We start from the raw sequence: 18,091 nt of genomic DNA, 5'->3' as shown, positions 1-18,091 counted from the left end.
TTATAGGACGCTATAAGGACCACTCCGCGCTATGATCCGCTACGCCCTCACCTGTGCCAAAGACCACTGCTTCGACAGCTGGTTCCAGTCGGCAGACGCGTTCGACAAGTTGTTGTCGTCGGGCATGATCACCTGCGCAATCTGCGGCACGGACGAGGTCAAGAAGTCCATCATGGCGCCGCGCGTGCGCACATCGGAGGACAAACCGCTCTCCGCCCCTGCCTCCCCCGCCGAACAGGCGTTGAAGGGATTGCGGGCAAAGGTGGAGGCCAATTCTGAACATGTCGGCAGCAATTTCGCCAAGGAAGCCCGCGCCATGCATAACGGCACAGCGCCGGAGCGGTCGATCTATGGCGAAGCAAAGTTAAAAGACGCCAAGGCACTGATCGACGACGGCATCCCCGTGGTACCGCTGCCCTTCGGGCCGAACCGCAAGAGCAACTAGAGAGGCCGCCATGAGAGTTCTAATCACAGGTGCAAATCGCGGCATCGGGCGCGCACTTTATGACGGATATGCAACGCGCGGTGATGAGGTGACTGGCACCACACGCGGCAAGGCTGCGGAGGGTTGGCTGCAACTCGACGTCAGCGACCCCACCTCCGTGGCCGCGATGGCCGATGCACTGGATGGGCAACCGCTGGACCTGCTGGTCTGCAATGCGGGCGTCTACCTCGATAAGGGCCACGAGCTTGGACGCGGATATGGCGCGGACATCTGGGCCGACACCTTCGCCACCAACGTAACAGGCGTATTCCTGACCATCGAGGCGCTTTTGCCGAACCTGCGCGCGGCGGGCGGTAAGGTGGCAATCATTTCGTCGCAAATGGGCTCCAGCGAACGGGCGGGCGGCAACGCTTTTGTCTACCGCGCCTCCAAGGCGGCGGCGCTGAACCTCGGTCGCAATCTGGCGGTGGAGTTGGCCCCGAACATCGCCGTTGGTATCTACCATCCCGGCTGGGTGCAGACTGACATGGGCGGAAGCGCCGCGGCGATCACGGTCGAGGAGTCCTCCGCAGGTCTGATCCAGCGCTTTGATGCGCTAGGCCCCGAATCCTCGGGATGCTTCGAGATGTGGAACGGCGAGGCGATGCCTTACTGACCCTTCCCCATATCCTCTGCCCCTTGCCCTTCGTGCCGTCGCGTCATAAGACGCAGCACGATACGACAAAGGGCAAAACCTATGCCAAGACTGGTGATGAAATTCGGCGGCACGTCCGTCGCCAATCCGGACCGCATCCGCCGCGCTGCAAAGCGCGTGGGCGTAGAGGTGGCCAAGGGCTACGAGGTGATCGTCATCGTGTCGGCCATGTCCGGCAAGACCAACGAGCTGGTCGGCTGGGTCGAGGACGTCTCGCCGCTCTATGACGCCCGCGAATATGACGCGATTGTCTCGTCGGGCGAAAACGTCACCGCGGGCCTGATGGCGCTGACCTTGCAGCAAATGGACGTACCGGCGCGCAGCTGGCAGGGCTGGCAGGTGCCGTTGCTGACGACGGACGCCCATGGCTCCGCCCGTATCGAGGAAATTCCAACCGCCAATCTGGACGCGAAATTCGCCGAAGGCATGAAGGTCGCCGTGGTCGCGGGCTTCCAAGGCATCAGCCCCGAGGGACGCATCACCACGCTGGGGCGTGGCGGGTCCGACACCACCGCCGTGGCGTTCGCCGCTGCATTCGAGGCGGAGCGCTGCGATATCTACACCGACGTGGACGGGGTCTACACCACCGATCCCCGCATCGAGGACAAAGCCCGCAAGCTGGACCGCATCGCCTTCGAGGAAATGCTGGAACTGGCGAGCTTGGGCGCAAAGGTTCTGCAAACCCGCTCGGTCGAGCTGGCCATGCGCTACGGCGTGAAGCTGCGGGTTCTGTCAAGTTTTGAAGAAATGGACGACAACGCGGGCACGCTTGTGTGTGCCGAGGAGGATATCGTGGAAAGCAACGTAGTCGCAGGCGTGGCCTTCGTCAGGGACGAAGCCAAAATGACCCTTATCTCGGTCGCCGACCGTCCGGGCATCGCAGCCGCCATCTTCGGGCCATTGTCCGAGGCGGGTGTGAACGTGGACATGATCGTGCAAAACATCTCGGAAGAGGGTCGCACGGATATGACGTTCTCCTGCCCCGTCAACGAAGTTGCCCGCGCAGAGAAGGCGATGGCGGACGCCAAGGCCTCCGGCTCGATCAACTACCACGATCTTGTGGCGGACACAGACGTGGCAAAAGTTTCAGTGGTCGGCATCGGGATGCGTAGCCACGCAGGCGTCGCCGCGAAAATGTTTACCGCCCTTCAGGCCGAAGGCGTCAACATCAAGGTGATAACCACATCCGAGATCAAAATCTCGGTGCTGATCGACCGCAAATATATGGAGCTGGCCGTTCAAGCCCTCCATGACGCGTTCGAGTTGGATAAGGTGGGTTAAACCCCCAATATTCTTCCCAAAAAGCCGATAATACCGTTAATGCCCGCGCACCGTCGCGGGCGTTCGTCTTCGGGGGACCTCGCAAAGACGGCCTTCACAATTCGCACAGTCGCCACCCAAGAATGAGACTTATCAGCCCAATATTTGCGCTTTAGGAACATCCGGCGTGTTGTGATGCGTGAAAACGCATCGTATCGGCGACTTTCCTCCAAGCAGGTAAGTCTCTCCTCTCCACTTCCCCAGAAAACTCCCGTATAGCAAATAGTGAGACCACAAGGGGGGGCGAGGGTTTTGCCCAACGGAACTGAAAGTGAAAGCCGCAAGCTGCTTGGCCGCCTGCGCGATACCCTTGCCGAGGAAGGCGCGGGGCAGGAAAGGCTGGACCGGATCACTACCATCATCGCGGAGTCGATGGCGACTGATGTGTGCTCAATCTACCTGTTTCGCGATGCCGAAACGCTGGAGCTATGCGCCACCGAAGGTCTGAACAAAGAGGCCGTCCACCAGACGCGGATGCGGATTGGCGAAGGTCTTGTCGGCCGCGTCGCGCGGACATCCACGCCGGTGAATACACCAGACGCCCCGTCCGCCCGCGGATTCCGGTTTATGCCGGAGACCGGCGAGGAGATTTTCTCGTCCTTCCTTGGCTTGCCCATTCAGCGACTTGGCGACACGCTCGGCGTGCTGGTCGTGCAGTCCAAAAATGCCCGCAGCTACACCGAAGACGAAGTTTACGCGCTGGAAGTTGTGGCCATGGTGCTGGCCGAGATGACCGAACTGGGCGCGTTCCAGGGCGAAGGCGCCGCGATGAGCGCACGCCACGTCCAGCAAGCGCTGTTCCGCGGCGGCACCGCCCAAGAAGGGGCCGCAGAGGGTCACGTCTACCTGCACGAGCCGCGCGTCGTGATCACCAACCCGATTGCCGACGACCCCCATGTCGAGCTGCGGCGTCTGGAGGATGCCATGGCCACCCTGCGCGGCTCGGTCGACGAGATGCTGGGCGCGATGGGCAAAAACACCGACAAGGAACAGGTGAAGGTCATCGAGGCGTATCGAATGTTCGCCAACTCCCGCTCTTGGGTGAAGCGCATGCAGGAAAACGTCGGGCTGGGCCTGTCGGCCGAGGCCGCCGTCGAGAAAGAACAATCCGCCACCCGCGCCCGCATGGAAAGCGTGCCGGATGCCTATCTGCGCGACCGCTTGCATGATCTGGACGACCTGTCGAACCGTCTTTTGCGTCTGCTGACCGGACAAGGACGCGACACCGGCGCGGAAATGCCGGACAATCCCATTCTGGTCGCCAAGAATATCGGGCCGGGGGAGTTGCTGGACTACGGCAAGAAGCTCAAGGGCATCGTGTTAGAGGAAGGCTCTGTCGGTTCCCACGCGGCGATTGTCGCGCGCGCTTGGGCCATCCCGCTGGTGATCAATGCCAAGCGGATTCTGACCGAGGCGCTGAACGGCGACCACATTCTGGTCGATGGCGATCAAGGTATCGTTCATCTGCGTCCGGAGGATGCGGTTGCCGCTGCCTTCCGCGACAAGATCGCGATGCAGACGCAGGCGCAGCAACGCTACACCTCCATCCGCGAAAAACCTGCCACCACACTGGATGGCGAGACGATTGCCTTGCACATGAATGCGGGCCTGATGGCCGACCTGCCCTCTTTGGTCAGCTCGGGCGCGGAAGGCGTGGGCCTGTTTCGCACCGAGTTGCAGTTCCTGACCCGTGCACGGGTGCCGCGCCGGTCCGAACTGGCATCCATCTACGGCTCTGTCATGGATGCGGCGAAGGGCAAGCAGGTTGTCTTCCGCACGCTCGACATCGGGTCGGACAAAGTGCTGCCCTATATGAAAGCCACCGAGGAGCCGAACCCCGCCATGGGCTGGCGGGCCATTCGTGTGGGGCTGGACAAAAAGGGCGTGATGCGGATGCAGCTGCAAGCGCTGATCCGTGCCGCCAACGGTCGGCCCCTGTCGGTGATGTTCCCGTTCGTCGCCCAGTTCGACGAATTCCGCGACGCCAGACAGCACCTGCTGGACGAGTTGGAGCGCGAAAGAAAGCTGGGCCATACCCTGCCTGTCGACGTCAAAATCGGTGCGATGCTGGAGACCCCGTCGCTGGCCTTCGCCCCCAAACAGTTCTTCGAGCTGGCGGATTTCATCTCCATCGGCGGCAATGATCTGAAACAGTTCTTCTTCGCTGCCGACCGCGAAAACGAACGTGTCCGCAAACGCTATGACACGCTGAATGTCAGTTTCCTGACCTTCCTGGAGCAGATCATCGCGCGCTGTACCGAGACCAACACCCCGGTTAGTTTCTGCGGCGAAGATGCAGGCCGCCCCGTCGAGGCATTGTGCTTTGCGGCGATTGGCTTGCGGACGCTGTCCATGCGCCCTGCTTCCATCGGTCCGGTGAAAAGCCTGCTGCGCCGCACAGATCTGGCCGAGGCCAAGCAGGTCATCGACGCCGCCCGCCTGACGGGCGCGCAATCGGTTCGGGCCGACGTTATGGACTGGTTAACGGGCCGCGCCGAGACGTCCTAACCCCGGAAAACAAAACGACCCGCCGCACGGTGTTATCCGAAGGGCAGGCCGCGTCAGCGAGAGGGAAGACCCGCTGGAAACTGGTTACATACTCGTGCCTCAGGCTTGTGTTCTTATCGATCGTCAAGCCGTTGCATGCGCAGATAACCCCAGCAGGGTTACCGAATAGTTAACGCGGGGTCACTTTGTTCGACAGTTCCCGCCGAAACGCCTCGACCAGCGCGGCACGATCCGATCCCGTCTCCTCGGCCAGTCGCCGCAACCCGAAGCTGACATGCGCCATTTCCTGATAATAGCTGGTAAAGCTGTAGTTGATCGCCGCCCCCGTGACGGCCCCCAAAACCGGAATGGTTTGTGCGGCAAGCTTTTGGCCCAGCACCAAGGCCAGCTTCGGGGCCACCTGTTTGATGACGCCATGCAGCGTCGCGCCGGTAACGCTCAGCCGGAGGGTCAGAAAGTTGAGATCGGTGCTGTCATCCTCGGCCAGCGGACCGGCGGAGGCGAAGACCTGCAAGCATTCCGCCCGCGTGTCGGGCTGGGTGGTGTCGAAACCATGCTCCTCGGCGATGGTCTGGATGGCGCGCAAGATGACGGTGGTGGTCACCGGCAATTCGGCCAGCGCGGATGGCAGCCCGCCGAACCCGCCAGCAGCCCCTGTGCCCATCGTCAACGCACGGGTCATCCACTGACCCGAATCCGGCACATTGGCGCGGGTCTTCGCCGCCGCCTCGAAGCTGAACTCCAACGCCTTGATCGTCGCGCCATCCAGCCCGTCGCGCGCGCCTTTCGGCAAATGGTCCAGCAGGCCTTCTGCCTTCGCGCCCAGCGCGTTCAGCACTTTCAACCCGATCCCGCGCGAGTTGCGGTAACGGGCGGCAAGATGCTTGATTTGCGTCTCCAAAGGGGGATCAGCGGGCTTGGTCGGGGGCAAAATGGACTGGTTCATCCCCTTTAAGTGCTGCCCGTCGGCGCGTTTTTCAAGGAGGACACCACGCCGCGCACGTCTTTCCAGTCCCAAAGTCCCAACACCCGATCAGGGTTCGTGGGCGGCGGCATCTCGACGCCGGAGAGTTTTTGAAAGCCGAATTTTCCGTAATATGGCGCGTCGCCCACCAGCAGCACCCGCTTCCAGCCAAGCGTCTCGGCGCGGGCCAGACTGTCGCGCACCAAGGCACCGCCAAGCCCCTCGCCCTGACGGGTCGGGTGAACGGCAACAGGGCCAAGCAAAAGCGCATCATGCGCCCCCACGCGGATCGGCCAATAGCGGATTGCGCCGCCGATAATGCCCGCCTCGTCGCTTGCCACCAAGGACAGATCCGGCACCGGATCGACCCCGTCGCGCAAACGGTAGGACGACAGCGCAGTACGTCCGGGCGCAAACGACAGATCGTATAGCGCCTCGACCGCCCACCAGTCTTGCGGAGTCTCAACCCTAAGTTCCAATTGCCCTGCCCGTTTTTACCCTTTCGGTACAGTCTACATGGCGCTACCCCTTGGGCAACCAAGAAGGAGACGCCCCCGATGTTCTACCGCCCCGAAGACGGCCACGGGCTGCCCCATAACCCGTTCAACGCGATTGTGACCCCGCGCCCTATTGGCTGGATATCGACACGTGGGTCTGACGGCTCCGAGAACCTCGCGCCCTATTCGTTTTTCAACGCGGTGGCGTATGTGCCGCCTCAGGTCATGTTCGCCTCCACCTCCGCCAAGCCGGACCGCGACGGCACCAAGGACAGCGTGGCCAATATCCGCGACACGGGCGTGTTCTGCGTCAACGTGGTGGAATACGCGGCGCGGGACGTGATGAACGTGACATCCGGCCCGTGGGACAAAGAGGTGGACGAGTTCGCCAAGGCGGGGATCGAGCGGGTCGACTGCGACACCATCCCCTGCTCCCGCGTGGTGAATGCGCCCGCCAATCTGGAATGCAAACTGACGCAGATTGTGCAACTTCCGGGCGAGGCGAATTTCGCCGTGTTCGGGGAAGTCATCGGCGTGCATATGCGCGATGATTGCATCAAGGATGGCATGTTCGACGTGACCACCTTCCAGCCTTTGGCGCGGCTGGGCTACAAGGACTACACCTACGTCAAAGACGTGTTCAGTCTGAACCGTCCCGGTGAGTAAGCACGCCAAAAGCCCCGAGCCGCCGGAATGCGGCGCGGGGTGGTGAGGCATCTCTATCTGGGGAAAAGCGCCCTCAAATCGGGTCGCTGGATACATAAATGGCGGCGCCGCCTGTCGCGGGTTAAGCCAGACAGGGGCGTTACCCCCTGCATCTTGAACGCATGCGTCATGCAGATTGCCCCATAACAGAGGCCCTGAATTCCACGAGCTATGTTCGACGTCGAGGGGCAGGTTTTACCCGCCCCCCGTTAATCTTTCGCTACGTCAGCGCGCGTTGCCTAATGCCCGCCCGCCATGACACCGGTTTTGACCGAGTAGTTCACGGCGATCTCGTAGTCAGGGTCGTCGTCACTGTCGATCATCAGCTGGCCAGCCTTGGTCAGCAATTCGTGGCAGTCGCGGCTGAGGTGGCGCAAATGCACCGACTTGCCAACGGCCTCGTATTTGCCCGCAACGGCCTCGATGGCCTGTAGCGCCGATTGGTCCGCCACACGGCTGCCTGCGAAGTCGATAATGACCTCGTCAGGGTCGTCGTTGGGGGTGAACAACTCGGAGAACCCCTCGGCAGAACCGAAGAACAGCGGGCCTTCGACTTTGTAGACCTTGGTGCCGTCTTCCATGATTTCGGTCTCGGCATGGATGCGGCGGGCGTTCTGCCACGCATAGGCCAGCGCCGAGACGATCACGCCCACAACCACCGCGATGGCAAGGTCATACATCACCGTGGTGATGGTCACCAAGACGATCACGAAGGCGTCCAGACGTGGCACCTTGCGCATAATGTTGAACGAGTTCCACGCGAAGGTGCCGATCACCACCATGAACATCACTCCAACCAACGCGGCCAGCGGGATCTGCTCGATCAGCGGCGAGGCGACCAGAATAAACGCCAGCAAGAACAGCGCCGCGGCGATGCCCGCCGCGCGGGTGCGGCCACCGGATTTCACGTTGATCATCGACTGCCCGATCATCGCACAACCACCCATGCCGCCAAAGAAGCCGGTGACGGTGTTGGCCACGCCCTGGGCGACGCATTCTTGGCTAGCGCCGCCACGCTTGTTGACGATTTCGCCGACAAGGTTCAGCGTCAGCAGGCTTTCGATCAGGCCGATCGCCGCTAGGATCAGCGCGTAGGGGGCGATAATCCACAGGGTCTCCAGATTGAACGGGGCCAGCATGTCGCCATAAAGGCCCGTGCCACCGCCTGCGCCGAAGCTGAACGGGATGTGGAACGGCGGCAGACCGCCCTTGATGGAGGCCAGATCACCCACCCGCGGCACGTCGATACCAAAGCCAATGACGATCAGCGCCACGATGCCAATGCCCGCAAGCGGCGCAGGGATCAGCGAGGTCACTTTAGGCGTGGCCCAGATGATGCCCATGGTCAGCACGGTCAAGCCCAGCATCATCGCCAGTGGCAAACCGGTCATCCATTGGCCATTGGCCATCGCGTGGCCACCACCATCTGCGGTGCCGGGCACCTGAAACTGGCTCATCTGTGCGAGGAAAATAACAATCGCGAGGCCGTTCACAAAGCCCAGCATCACCGGATGCGGCACCAGCCGGATGAACTTGCCCAGCTTGAAGATACCCGCCCCAATTTGCAGCAGGCCCATCAGGATCACCGTGGCGAACAGGTATTCGACCCCGTGCGCTGCCACCAGCGACACCATCACCACGGCCAACGCACCCGTCGCACCGGAGATCATCCCCGGGCGCCCGCCAATGCACGCCGTGATCAGGCCGACGATAAAGGCCGCATAAAGCCCCACCAGCGGGTGAACCCCCGCGACGAAGGCGAAGGCCACGGCTTCCGGCACCAAGGCCAGCGCCACGGTCAGGCCGGACAGAATTTCAATACGCCAGCGCGCAGCCCCCATGGGGCCGGAAGGCGCAAGGCTTAGTTCGTTCAAAATCGGATTGTTGGCGAGGGACGCCATCAGCTTGTTGGTCACGCTGCTGCCTCTTGTTCAGGTCACATATGTCGATGAGTTGAGCGCCTGTTAGCGCACACAGTCGCGGAATGCACGGATTAGTTGCCCCAACACTTGCGTGAAGTGGCGTCCGGTGCATTTCCATCCGGTTAACCTTCCGCCAATATGCCCCGACCTGACGCAATTCACGAATGAAGGACAGCAAATGGCAGATACGATGATCGGTGTGATCGGCGGCTCCGGCCTCTACGAGATCGACGGGCTGGAAGGCGCTGAATGGCAAACCGTCGAGACCCCGTGGGGCACCCCGTCCGACGCGATCCTCACCGGCACTTTGAATGGCGTCAAAATGGCGTTCCTGCCCCGCCACGGGCGCGGCCATGTGCATTCGCCCACCACGGTTCCCTACCGCGCCAATATCGACGCGCTGAAGAGGATCGGGGTAACGGATGTCATCTCGGTCTCCGCCTGTGGGTCGTTCCGCGAGGAAATGGCGCCGGGTGATTTCGTCATCGTCGACCAGTTCATCGACCGCACCTTTGCCCGCGAAAAGTCGTTCTTCGGCACCGGCTGCGTGGCGCATGTCTCAGTCGCGCACCCGACCTGCCCACGCCTTGGCGCAGCCTGTCTGGAGGCGGCCAAAGACACCGGCATCAATGTCCATCAGGGCGGCACCTATCTGGCAATGGAAGGCCCGCAATTCTCGACACTGGCCGAAAGCCGGATGTACCGCGACAGCTGGGGCGCGGACGTGATCGGCATGACCAACATGCCCGAAGCCAAGCTCGCCCGAGAAGCCGAGCTTTGCTACGCAAGCGTCGCCATGATCACCGACTATGACAGCTGGCACCCCGACCATGGCGAGGTCGACGTGACGCAGATCATCGCCACCTTGATGGGCAACGCCAGCAAGGCGCGCGACATGGTGGCCATGCTGCCCGCCCTGCTAGGATCAGAGCGCGCGCCCTGCCCCCATGGCTGCGACCGCGCGCTGGAATACGCCATTCTCACCGCGCCCGATGCCCGTGATAAAACCGTGATGGCCAAGCTGGATGCGGTCGCGGGTCGCATACTTTAACTTTCAATAACAAACACTTGCAAGCGCAGCATGCAATTCACGTCTGCGCTTGCCTTACCTGTGGTAAACTCTCCCTATCAAGACAATAGCGAGGGAGTGTTTTTAATGGACACAGCAGCCATCAAGCTTGTGCAATCCAAGCTCAAGGACATGGGACATTACTCCGGCCGGATTGACGGCGATCGAGGGCCTAAGACACATGCCGCTGTCAAGAAGGGTATTCCACAGATTGGCGGCACCCCGCCCTCCAACTGGAAACGACTGAGCGGCAAACGGCAAACGCTGGTTTTTCTGCAGCTCTACTGCCATGCCTGCGACGTCAACGCAGGCACCATCGACGGCTTCTGGGGGCCGCAAACCGCTTGGGCCGCCGACGCGCTGGCGGAAAAGCTGCAAAACGGCTTCATCCATGCGTGGCGCGACGTGGAGCCGATCGAAGCCAACCCGCACCAGTTCCCCAAGCAATCCCAGATGACGAATTTCTACGGCCCCCACGGCACCCCCGGCGGGCGCTCCCCCGATCTGGTCAGCGTGCCCTGCCCCTGGCCACTCAAAATCGCGTGGAACAAGGCGCAACGCCGCTCCGGCTTCAGGGTGCACCGCAAAGTGGCCGACAGTCTGGGCGAGGTCGTCGAACGGGTGCATGACCATTACGGCCTCAAGGAAATCGAACGCCTCGGCTTCGATCTGTTCGGCGGCGATTACAACCCGCGTAAGATGCGCGGCGGCAGCAGCTGGTCCACCCATAGCTGGGGCATCGCCATCGACTTCGACCCCGAACGCAACCGCCTGAAATGGGGCCGTGGCCGCGCCAGTTTCGCCCATCCCGACTGCGCCGACTTCTGGGAAATCTGGGAACGGCAAGGCTGGACGTCGCTGGGCCGCGTCAAGAATTTCGACTGGATGCATGTGCAGGCCGCGCGCTTGGGTTAAAGGCTTTTAACCACCGCAGCGCTAAGGTATCCGGAGATGCACGCAATCTCCGGAGCCGGTCATGCCAAACACCAAGCAGGTCAAAGACTATATTCGCACCATCCCGAACTTCCCCCATGAGGGGATCATGTTCCGCGATGTCACCACCCTGTTTCTGGACGCCCGCGGGTTTCGCATGGCGGTCGACCAGTTGCTGCACCCCTATGCGGGCATCCGGTTCGACAAAGTGGCAGGGCTGGAGGCACGCGGCTTCATCATGGGCGGCGCCATCGCGCACCAGTTGTCCACGGGCTTCGTGCCGATCCGCAAGAAGGGCAAACTGCCCGGAAAGACCATCGCGCAAAGCTACCAGCTCGAATATGGCGAAGCGACGATGGAGCTGCACGAAGACAGCCTGCAGCCGGGCGAAAAGGTGCTTCTGGTTGACGATTTGCTCGCCACCGGCGGCACCGCCGAGGCTGGCATCAAGCTGATCGAAAAGCTGGGTGCCGAAGTCATCGGATGCAGCTTCATCATCGACCTGCCCGATCTGGGCGGGCGCGCCAAATTGGAAGCCATGGGCCAGGATGTCCATGTGCTATGCGAATTCGAAGGCGACTAACCCGCACCCCCCCCATCATTGCTTCAAAAATACCTCGGGGTGTGGGGCAGAGCCCCACTGAATTCGCCGCGTGTGGGGCAGAGCCCCACTGAATTCACCGCATGTGGGGCAGAGCCCCACTCATCTCGCTACCCCGTCACCACCGCGCCGGGATTCATAATACCCTTCGGGTCCAGCGCCGCCTTGATCGCCCGCATCGCCGCCAGCTTTGTCGGGTCGCCATAGCGGTTCAGATCATCAACTTTAAGCCGCCCGATCCCGTGCTCTGCCGAAAACGAACCACCCATCTCCACCGCCAGATCATGCACGATCCGCTTCACCTCGGCGCGCTGGTGGTCGTGGTCCGCCCGCGACTTCCCCTTTTGGGGAAATACGTTGTAATGCAAGTTGCCGTCCCCCACATGGCCAAAGCAGTTGATCCGGAAGTCGTCGACCCGCGCCAGCGCCTTGCCCGCACGGTCGATGAATTCGGGTATGCGCCCGACCGGAACAGACGTGTCATGCGACGAGACCGAGCCGATCCGGCGGTTCGCCTCCGGAATGCTCTCTCGGATGGTCCAGAACGCCTCCCGCTGCGCGCCGGACTGCGCAATCACACCATCACTCACCAAACCCCGTTCCGCTCCGGCTTCAAACAATCGCTCCAGCGCCTGCGACGGCTCCACTCCCGCGACACAGCCGACATCAATCAGGACCATCCACTCCGGTGCCTGCTCGAAGGGCACGCGGACATCCGGCCCGACCTCGCCTAGGAAATCCAGCCCCATATGGTTGATCAACTCGAAGGCCGAGACCTGATGCCCCAGCAAATCCCCCGCCAAAGTCAGCAGATCAAGCGCGGCCTGCGGGTCCGGCACAACCATTAACGCGGCCCCCTCGCCTGCCGGTTTCGGGAACAGTTTCAGCGATGCGGCGGTGATAATCCCCAGCGTCCCTTCCGCCCCGATCATCAGATGGCGCAGGTCATAGCCGGTGTTGTTCTTTTTCAGCCGCGACAGCCCGTTCAGGATCGCGCCGTCCGGCAGCACCGCCTCCAGCCCGACGCATAAATCCCGTGCATTGCCGTAGCGCAGCACATTCACTCCGCCTGCATTTGTGGACAGGTTGCCGCCAATCCGCGCAGACCCTTCGGAGGCCAATGATAACGGAAACACGCGGTTAACCGCCTCGGCGGCGTCCTGAACCGATGCAAGGATCGTTCCCGCCTCGGCCACCAGCACATTCTCGTTCGGAAACACGTCGCGGATTTTGGTCATCCGCTCCAGTGACAGGATCACCGGCACGGGGCCGCTCTCCAGCACCTGCCCGCCGACAAGGCCGGTCCCACCACCATAGGGAATAATTCCGACCCCTGCCGCGGCGCAGGCCCGCACCACCAATGCGACATCCCGCGTGCAATCGGGCGCAACCAGAAAGCCGTCGCCCCCGTGATAGCGCCCGCGCGGCTCGTGCAGGTAGGCGTCGGTCAGCTCGCGAAACGCGGCTTCGGGAAGTTTCGAGGTCAGCTCTGCCCGCAGGGCGTCAGTCACAGAATTCAGCATGGGGTCTTTATTGCGCGGCTATTCGGCAAGGGAAAGCTCATTCAATCGGGGCCCGCAAATAGGCAGGCCGTAAGGTGATCACGGTGGGCCGCTTTGGCAGCGTGCGCAGCGATATCTCTAGCGAGCTGTCGGTGCGGCGATCAATTGCGAACTCATCCGCCATTCCAGCCACGAACCGCCCCAGCGAGCCATCAGCCCACCAATGCATCGGAATCACCACCGAGGATTTCAGCCGTTTCAACACCTTCACCATGGTCGGCAAATCCAGCGTCAGCCCGCCATCCACGGGGGCCATAACCACGTCGATCCGCCCAAGGGCCGCATATTGCGCCTGATCGGGCTCGTGATGCAAATGCCCCAGATGCCCGATGCACAGCCCCGCGACCTCGAACACGAAGATGGAATTACCATCCTCCTCGACATCGCCGGAAAACTGCCCGCGAATGTCCGTCGACACATTGCGCACCAGCATCTCGCCAAGGTCCAGATGATGCTCCTCCTGCCAGCCGCGCAGCACATGCTTGATGCGCGGATCAGGGCTCGGCGTCCAATGGCTGGAATGGGCGTGGTTCATCGTCGCCACATCCGGCACAAAATCCCGCACCCCAAAAAATCCGGTGTAGTCGGTGGCCGCCGTCAGCCCGCCCGACGTCTCCAGAATAAAAGTGGCATGGGCAATGTAGCTGAGCCGAACGGTGTAGTCGTCCAGCGCCTCCCCGAATGCGGCGCGTTGGATATATTCGACCCCCGGCGCTTCGGCCAAAGCAATACAATGGCTCGGCCTGCGGTCCTGAGCCAGTGCCGCAAGCGGCATCATCAAAAAGAGAAATACCCATCGCATAGCTCAAAGTTAGATCATACGGGGCTCAGGGCAAAATCAAATGGTCTTCATCTTGGCAAAAATATTCAAAGAGCCCACGCCAGCACCGTTAGCCCACATCCGTTTTGCCCCGACGGTCGCCGCGCAAATTGGCGAACAGCACATGATTGCGCCAACGCCCGTTGATCTGCAAATAGCTCTGCGCGACACCTTCATACTTGAAACCCGATTTCTCCAGCACTCCGCGCGATGCGGTGTTTTCCGGCAGGCACGCCGCCTCGACGCGGCTCAAATCCAGCGTCGTAAATGCATAATGCACCAGCCCGAGGATGGCTTCCTGCATATAGCCGTGGCGGGCATAGTGCTGGCCCATCCAGTAGCCCAACGTCCCCGCCTGCGCAGGGCCGCGCCGGATATTGTCCAGCGTGATCGCGCCCAGCAAAGCCTTGTCCTCACGCCGCTCCAGAAACACCGGAATGGCATTGCCGTTATTCACGGAGCGCTGCGCCCAGTAGACGCGGTTGGTAAAGCTTTTGCGAGTCAGATGATCGGATGCCCAGGACGGCTCCCAAGGGGTCAGGAATTCGACCGACGACGACCGAAGCGACGCCCATTCGCGGTAATCGCCATGCGCAGGCAGGCGCAGCGTCATACGTTCCGTCTCGATACGGACCTTACGCTTGCGCCCCAACATCACGCGGCAAGCCTGCGGGCGACATGGGCCAGATCGCGGGCTTTTTCCACCGGACCATATAGGGCCATCGCCGCTTCGGCTCCGGCCAGTTTCTGCGCAAAACCGCGTACCTGTGCGACATCGACCGCGTCGATCTTGTCGATGGTCTCCGACAAGGGCGGCACGCGGCCCCAGATGCCGACCAGCCGCGCCAGCCGCTCGGCCCGCGACGACGGGCTTTCCAGCCCCATCAGCATGCCTGCTTTCATCTGCACACGCGCGCGGTTCACTTCCGCCTCGGACATATCCCCCGCGGCGCGTTTCAACTCGTCCACGGTGATATCGGCCAATCCGGCGATATCGTCGCCGGATGTGCCTGCATAGACGGTCATCATGCCGGTGTCGGAATAGCTGCCGATAGAGCTGTAGATCGAGTAGCAAAGCCCGCGCTTTTCGCGCACCTCTTGGAACAGCCGAGAGGACATGCCGCCACCGAACGCGGACGCGAACACCTGCGCGGTATAGAAATCATCGTCGCGATAGCCCGGCGCTTCGAGCGCCAAGGTGAAATGCGCCTGCTCCAGCGCTTTCACTTCGCGCCGCTCGCCCGCGGCAAAACTGGCATGTTCCGCTGTCAATGCGGCCCCTGCTGGCATGTCCCCGAACATGTCTTCAGCCATGCGCACGATCTCGTCGTGGTCCACCGCACCTGCCGCCGACAGGATCAGGTTTTGCGGGCCGTAATGCTCCCCCACGAACGCCGACAGATCCGCACGCGAGAAGTTCGAGACCCGCTCCGTCGGCCCCAGAATGGTGCGCCCGATTGGCTGCTCTGGATAGGCCGCCTCTTGCAGCCAGTCGAAAATCACATCATCCGGCGTGTCCAGAGACATGCCGATTTCCTGCAAGATCACGCCGCGTTCGACCTCGATCTCGCGCGGGTCGAACACAGGGTGGCGTACGATGTCGCCGATCACATCCATCGCCAGCGGCACGTCATTTTTTAAGACGCGGGCGTAATAAGCCGTCACCTCGCGCGAGGTGTAGGCGTTGATATAGCCACCCACGTCCTCGATCGCCTCGGCGATCTGCAACGCGCTGCGCCGCTTGGTGCCTTTGAAGGCCATGTGTTCCAAGAAATGCGCGATGCCGTTTTGCTCGATACGCTCGTGGCGGCCGCCCGCATTGACCCAGATCCCCACGCTGGCGCTTTCCAGAGACGGCATGTGCTCGGTCACGATACGGAACCCGTTGGACAGGGTGGTCAGCTGTTGCCTCATGCGTTGATACGCTCGCGGATCAGGGCTTTGATCTTCTCGATGTCATTTGGCAATTCGGTCATGCGCTCCTCGCGCTCGAACAGGTCCGACATGCGGTCGGGCAATTCAGGATGGTGGCCGGACGCAGCTTCCACGGCGGCCGGAAATTTTGCGGGATGTGCTGTGGCAAGCGTCACCATCGGCGTTGTACCCAGATGGTCCATCGCCACTTTAACACCCACGGCGGAGTGTGGGCAAAGCAACTCGCCCATCGTCGCGTTGGCGCGGGTGATCATGGCGGAGGTTTCCTCCTCACTGACACGACCCGACGCATAGGTCTCCTTCAGCGCCTCGTAAGCGCCTTGGCTGACCTTGAATTCACCGCTGGCTTTGAGTTCGTCCATCTGGTCCGACACCGCAGCGCCATCTTGGCCATAGGCGTAGAACAGCGCGCGCTCGAAGTTTGACGACACCTGAATGTCCATCGACGGGCTGATCGACGGCTTCACGCCATCGGTCGTATAAGCGCCCGTTTCCAGCGTGCGGTGCAGGATGTCGTTCTGGTTTGTGGCAATCACCAATTCGCCAATCGGCAGGCCCATCTGCTTGGCAATGTAGCCCGCGAAGATGTCTCCGAAATTGCCTGTTGGCACGGTAAAGTTGATCTCTCGGTCCGGTGCACCGAGGCTCACGGCGGAGGTGAAGTAATACACCACCTGCGCCAGCACCCGCGCCCAGTTGATCGAATTGATCCCTGCAAGGCGCACCCCGTCGCGGAAGTCGAAATCGTTGAACATATCTTTGACGGCGGATTGGCAGGTGTCGAAGTCGCCTTCGATAGCCAAGGCGTGCACGTTGTCCTCGGAGGGCGTCGTCATCTGGCGACGCTGCACGTCAGACACACGGCCTTGCGGGAACAGGATGAAGACGTCGACCGCGTCCAACCCCCGGAACGCCTCGATCGCGGCGGAGCCTGTGTCGCCGGAGGTGGCCCCCACGATGGTCACCCGCTCGCCAGAGCGTTTCAGAGCGGCTTGGAACATCTGGCCGATCATCTGCATGGCGAAGTCTTTGAACGCCAAGGTCGGACCGTGGAACAACTCCAGCAGGTAGTGGTTCGCGCCCAGTTGCACCAAAGGTGCGCGGGCGTCGTGGCCGAAACCTTCGTAAGCCTTGGCGATGATCTCGCGGAACTCGGCGTCGGTAAAAGTGTCGCCGATGAAGGGGCGCATGACCGTGAAGGCCACGTCCTCATAGGACGCGCCGCGCATGGCGCGGATAGCGTCATGGTCCAGCGTCGGGATGCTCTCGGGCAGGTACAATCCGCCGTCGCGGGCAAGGCCGGTGAGCATGGCCTGCTCGAATGTCAGGACAGGGGCTTTGCCGCGGGTCGAGATGTAACGCATGGGATGTTCCTTCAAACGGTCCGCTGCCTGATACGCCAAAGCAAAAACGCTGTCATCCCAAACCATATCACCGCGAGCGAAAACCATGTGATCGCATAAGACAGGTGGTCGTTGGGGATGCCAGCGCGGCTGACGGGAAGCGGGGTGATTTCGGGGGTGGCAGGGGTTGCAGCGCGCAAGATGAGCAAGACAGGCTCGGTGCCCAGCTTGGCGGCCATGCGGTCGACGTCGCGGGCGAACCAGATGTCGCGCGCCTCGTCGGGGTCCGGCGTGTAGCTGTCGACCTCGTGCGGCCAATGGATGTTGCCTGTCACCGTCACCTCTCCGGTGGGCGGCGCGGGCAATTCACCTGCAATCGGGATGACGCCGCGATCCACCATGATCGTGCGGCCTTGTGTCGTGAACGGGCTGATGATCCGGTAGCCCGCGCCGACCTTCTTCTGGCTGACCAACACGCGGATGCGGTCCGCACCGAACATACCTGTCGCTTGCACTGGCAGATACAGGTCGTCTTGTTGGTCCAAACTATCGGGCAAGGCCACGGCCTGCGCCGTGATCCGAGCGTCGATTTCGGACAGCATGGATTCTTTCCACGCAAGGCGCTTCACTTGCCATGTCCCGAGGCTCACCAAAATGGCGCAGCCGATCAGGCCGAACAGCAAAGGCAGGATCATTCGTTTGGTCATGTTACCTCAATGAAGAAGCGCGAGGGTTTCCCCTCGCGCCTATCGATTTTCTCAGTAGATCGCAGG

The 18,091-nt window shown here is 61.7% G+C and carries 17 protein-coding genes; 8 read left to right on the top strand and 9 right to left on the bottom strand.

Annotation, left to right across the window (positions count from 1 at the left end; genetic code table 11):
- Nucleotides 1-31: 31 nt before the first annotated feature.
- The 4 genes from BUB72_RS08105 (at nt 32) to ptsP (ending at nt 4,967) form a co-directional block, all read left to right on the top strand.
- A complete protein-coding gene (locus BUB72_RS08105) occupies nt 32-445 on the top strand; it encodes a DUF1178 family protein (RefSeq protein WP_073142633.1) in 414 nt (137 codons plus the stop codon).
- 10 nt (nt 446-455) lie between these two features.
- On the top strand, nt 456-1,100 hold the full coding sequence (locus BUB72_RS08100) for an SDR family NAD(P)-dependent oxidoreductase (protein WP_073142630.1): 645 nt from the start codon (nt 456-458) through the stop codon (nt 1,098-1,100).
- Nucleotides 1,101-1,181: 81 nt separating this feature from the next.
- The gene (locus BUB72_RS08095) at nt 1,182-2,420 is read left to right on the top strand and encodes an aspartate kinase (protein ID WP_073142629.1); all 1,239 of its coding nucleotides are present in this window, start codon (nt 1,182-1,184) and stop codon (nt 2,418-2,420) included.
- Nucleotides 2,421-2,711: 291 nt separating this feature from the next.
- Nucleotides 2,712-4,967, top strand: a complete 2,256-nt coding sequence (ptsP, locus tag BUB72_RS08090) for a phosphoenolpyruvate--protein phosphotransferase (protein WP_073142627.1) — start codon at nt 2,712-2,714, stop codon at nt 4,965-4,967.
- A 169-nt stretch (nt 4,968-5,136) separates the two neighbouring features.
- On the opposite strand, the gene BUB72_RS08085 is transcribed toward ptsP, so the two are convergent.
- Nucleotides 5,137-5,913 carry an EcsC family protein gene (locus BUB72_RS08085; protein ID WP_073142625.1) on the bottom strand — a complete coding sequence of 259 codons (777 nt, stop codon included), beginning with the start codon at nt 5,911-5,913 and terminating at the stop codon, nt 5,137-5,139.
- A gap of 5 nt (nt 5,914-5,918) precedes the next feature.
- A complete protein-coding gene (locus BUB72_RS08080) occupies nt 5,919-6,410 on the bottom strand; it encodes a GNAT family N-acetyltransferase (RefSeq protein ID WP_073142623.1) in 492 nt (163 codons plus the stop codon).
- Between the two features lie 78 nt (nt 6,411-6,488).
- Between BUB72_RS08080 and BUB72_RS08075 the strand changes: the two genes are divergently transcribed.
- Nucleotides 6,489-7,094, top strand: a complete 606-nt coding sequence (locus tag BUB72_RS08075) for a flavin reductase family protein (protein ID WP_073142621.1) — start codon at nt 6,489-6,491, stop codon at nt 7,092-7,094.
- Nucleotides 7,095-7,372: 278 nt separating this feature from the next.
- Here BUB72_RS08075 and BUB72_RS08070 read toward each other — a convergent pair whose 3' ends face one another.
- Entirely contained in the window at nt 7,373-9,049 is a 1,677-nt protein-coding gene (locus BUB72_RS08070) for a SulP family inorganic anion transporter (RefSeq protein WP_245814771.1), read from the bottom strand.
- A 184-nt stretch (nt 9,050-9,233) separates the two neighbouring features.
- Here BUB72_RS08070 and BUB72_RS08065 point away from each other — a divergent pair, with 184 nt between their 5' ends.
- The 3 genes from BUB72_RS08065 (at nt 9,234) to BUB72_RS08055 (ending at nt 11,640) form a co-directional block, all read left to right on the top strand.
- The gene (locus tag BUB72_RS08065; protein ID WP_073142619.1) at nt 9,234-10,106 is read left to right on the top strand and encodes an S-methyl-5'-thioadenosine phosphorylase; all 873 of its coding nucleotides are present in this window, start codon (nt 9,234-9,236) and stop codon (nt 10,104-10,106) included.
- Nucleotides 10,107-10,211: 105 nt separating this feature from the next.
- Nucleotides 10,212-11,039 (top strand): M15 family metallopeptidase, encoded by an 828-nt coding sequence (locus BUB72_RS08060; protein ID WP_073142618.1) that lies wholly within the window; start codon nt 10,212-10,214, stop codon nt 11,037-11,039.
- A 61-nt stretch (nt 11,040-11,100) separates the two neighbouring features.
- Entirely contained in the window at nt 11,101-11,640 is a 540-nt protein-coding gene (locus BUB72_RS08055; RefSeq protein ID WP_073142617.1) for an adenine phosphoribosyltransferase, read from the top strand.
- 128 nt (nt 11,641-11,768) lie between these two features.
- On the opposite strand, the gene BUB72_RS08050 is transcribed toward BUB72_RS08055, so the two are convergent.
- The 6 genes from BUB72_RS08050 to BUB72_RS08025 all read right to left on the bottom strand — a co-directional run bounded on the left by BUB72_RS08050 (nt 11,769) and on the right by BUB72_RS08025 (nt 18,025).
- Nucleotides 11,769-13,181 (bottom strand): FAD-binding oxidoreductase, encoded by a 1,413-nt coding sequence (locus BUB72_RS08050; protein WP_073142616.1) that lies wholly within the window; start codon nt 13,179-13,181, stop codon nt 11,769-11,771.
- A 37-nt stretch (nt 13,182-13,218) separates the two neighbouring features.
- Nucleotides 13,219-14,022, bottom strand: a complete 804-nt coding sequence (locus BUB72_RS08045; RefSeq protein WP_073142613.1) for an MBL fold metallo-hydrolase — start codon at nt 14,020-14,022, stop codon at nt 13,219-13,221.
- A gap of 88 nt (nt 14,023-14,110) precedes the next feature.
- Nucleotides 14,111-14,695 carry a GNAT family N-acetyltransferase gene (locus BUB72_RS08040; RefSeq protein ID WP_073142612.1) on the bottom strand — a complete coding sequence of 195 codons (585 nt, stop codon included), beginning with the start codon at nt 14,693-14,695 and terminating at the stop codon, nt 14,111-14,113.
- The gene (locus tag BUB72_RS08035; RefSeq protein WP_073142611.1) at nt 14,695-15,954 is read right to left on the bottom strand and encodes a M16 family metallopeptidase; all 1,260 of its coding nucleotides are present in this window, start codon (nt 15,952-15,954) and stop codon (nt 14,695-14,697) included. Before BUB72_RS08035 ends, BUB72_RS08040 begins: the two co-directional genes overlap by 1 nt.
- Nucleotides 15,951-17,339, bottom strand: coding sequence for a threonine synthase (gene thrC, locus BUB72_RS08030; protein WP_073142609.1), 1,389 nt, complete (start codon nt 17,337-17,339; stop codon nt 15,951-15,953). Before thrC ends, BUB72_RS08035 begins: the two co-directional genes overlap by 4 nt.
- Nucleotides 17,340-17,350: 11 nt before the next feature.
- Nucleotides 17,351-18,025, bottom strand: a complete 675-nt coding sequence (locus tag BUB72_RS08025; RefSeq protein WP_073142606.1) for an SURF1 family protein — start codon at nt 18,023-18,025, stop codon at nt 17,351-17,353.
- Between the last annotated feature and the right edge of the window lie 66 nt (nt 18,026-18,091).

The sequence above is a fragment of the Litoreibacter ascidiaceicola genome (assembly GCF_900129235.1).
GTDB lineage: Bacteria > Pseudomonadota > Alphaproteobacteria > Rhodobacterales > Rhodobacteraceae > Litoreibacter > Litoreibacter ascidiaceicola.
The sequence above is the reverse complement of the archived record's forward strand: the minus strand, read 5'-3'. Positions and strand labels throughout refer to the sequence as shown.

Excerpts from the sequence above, each read along its gene's own strand:
- BUB72_RS08105 (WP_073142633.1), top strand. The coding sequence starts at position 32 with ATGATCCGCTACGCCCTCACCTGTGCCAAAGACCACTGCTTCGACAGC.
- BUB72_RS08100 (WP_073142630.1), top strand. The coding sequence starts at position 456 with ATGAGAGTTCTAATCACAGGTGCAAATCGCGGCATCGGGCGCGCACTT.
- BUB72_RS08095 (WP_073142629.1), top strand. The coding sequence starts at position 1,182 with ATGCCAAGACTGGTGATGAAATTCGGCGGCACGTCCGTCGCCAATCCG.
- BUB72_RS08085 (WP_073142625.1), bottom strand. The coding sequence starts at position 5,913 with ATGAACCAGTCCATTTTGCCCCCGACCAAGCCCGCTGATCCCCCTTTG.
- BUB72_RS08075 (WP_073142621.1), top strand. The coding sequence starts at position 6,489 with ATGTTCTACCGCCCCGAAGACGGCCACGGGCTGCCCCATAACCCGTTC.
- BUB72_RS08065 (WP_073142619.1), top strand. The coding sequence starts at position 9,234 with ATGGCAGATACGATGATCGGTGTGATCGGCGGCTCCGGCCTCTACGAG.
- BUB72_RS08060 (WP_073142618.1), top strand. The coding sequence starts at position 10,212 with ATGGACACAGCAGCCATCAAGCTTGTGCAATCCAAGCTCAAGGACATG.
- BUB72_RS08055 (WP_073142617.1), top strand. The coding sequence starts at position 11,101 with ATGCCAAACACCAAGCAGGTCAAAGACTATATTCGCACCATCCCGAAC.
- BUB72_RS08050 (WP_073142616.1), bottom strand. The coding sequence starts at position 13,181 with ATGCTGAATTCTGTGACTGACGCCCTGCGGGCAGAGCTGACCTCGAAA.
- BUB72_RS08045 (WP_073142613.1), bottom strand. The coding sequence starts at position 14,022 with ATGCGATGGGTATTTCTCTTTTTGATGATGCCGCTTGCGGCACTGGCT.
- BUB72_RS08040 (WP_073142612.1), bottom strand. The coding sequence starts at position 14,695 with ATGTTGGGGCGCAAGCGTAAGGTCCGTATCGAGACGGAACGTATGACG.
- BUB72_RS08035 (WP_073142611.1), bottom strand. The coding sequence starts at position 15,954 with ATGAGGCAACAGCTGACCACCCTGTCCAACGGGTTCCGTATCGTGACC.
- thrC (WP_073142609.1), bottom strand. The coding sequence starts at position 17,339 with ATGCGTTACATCTCGACCCGCGGCAAAGCCCCTGTCCTGACATTCGAG.
- BUB72_RS08025 (WP_073142606.1), bottom strand. The coding sequence starts at position 18,025 with ATGACCAAACGAATGATCCTGCCTTTGCTGTTCGGCCTGATCGGCTGC.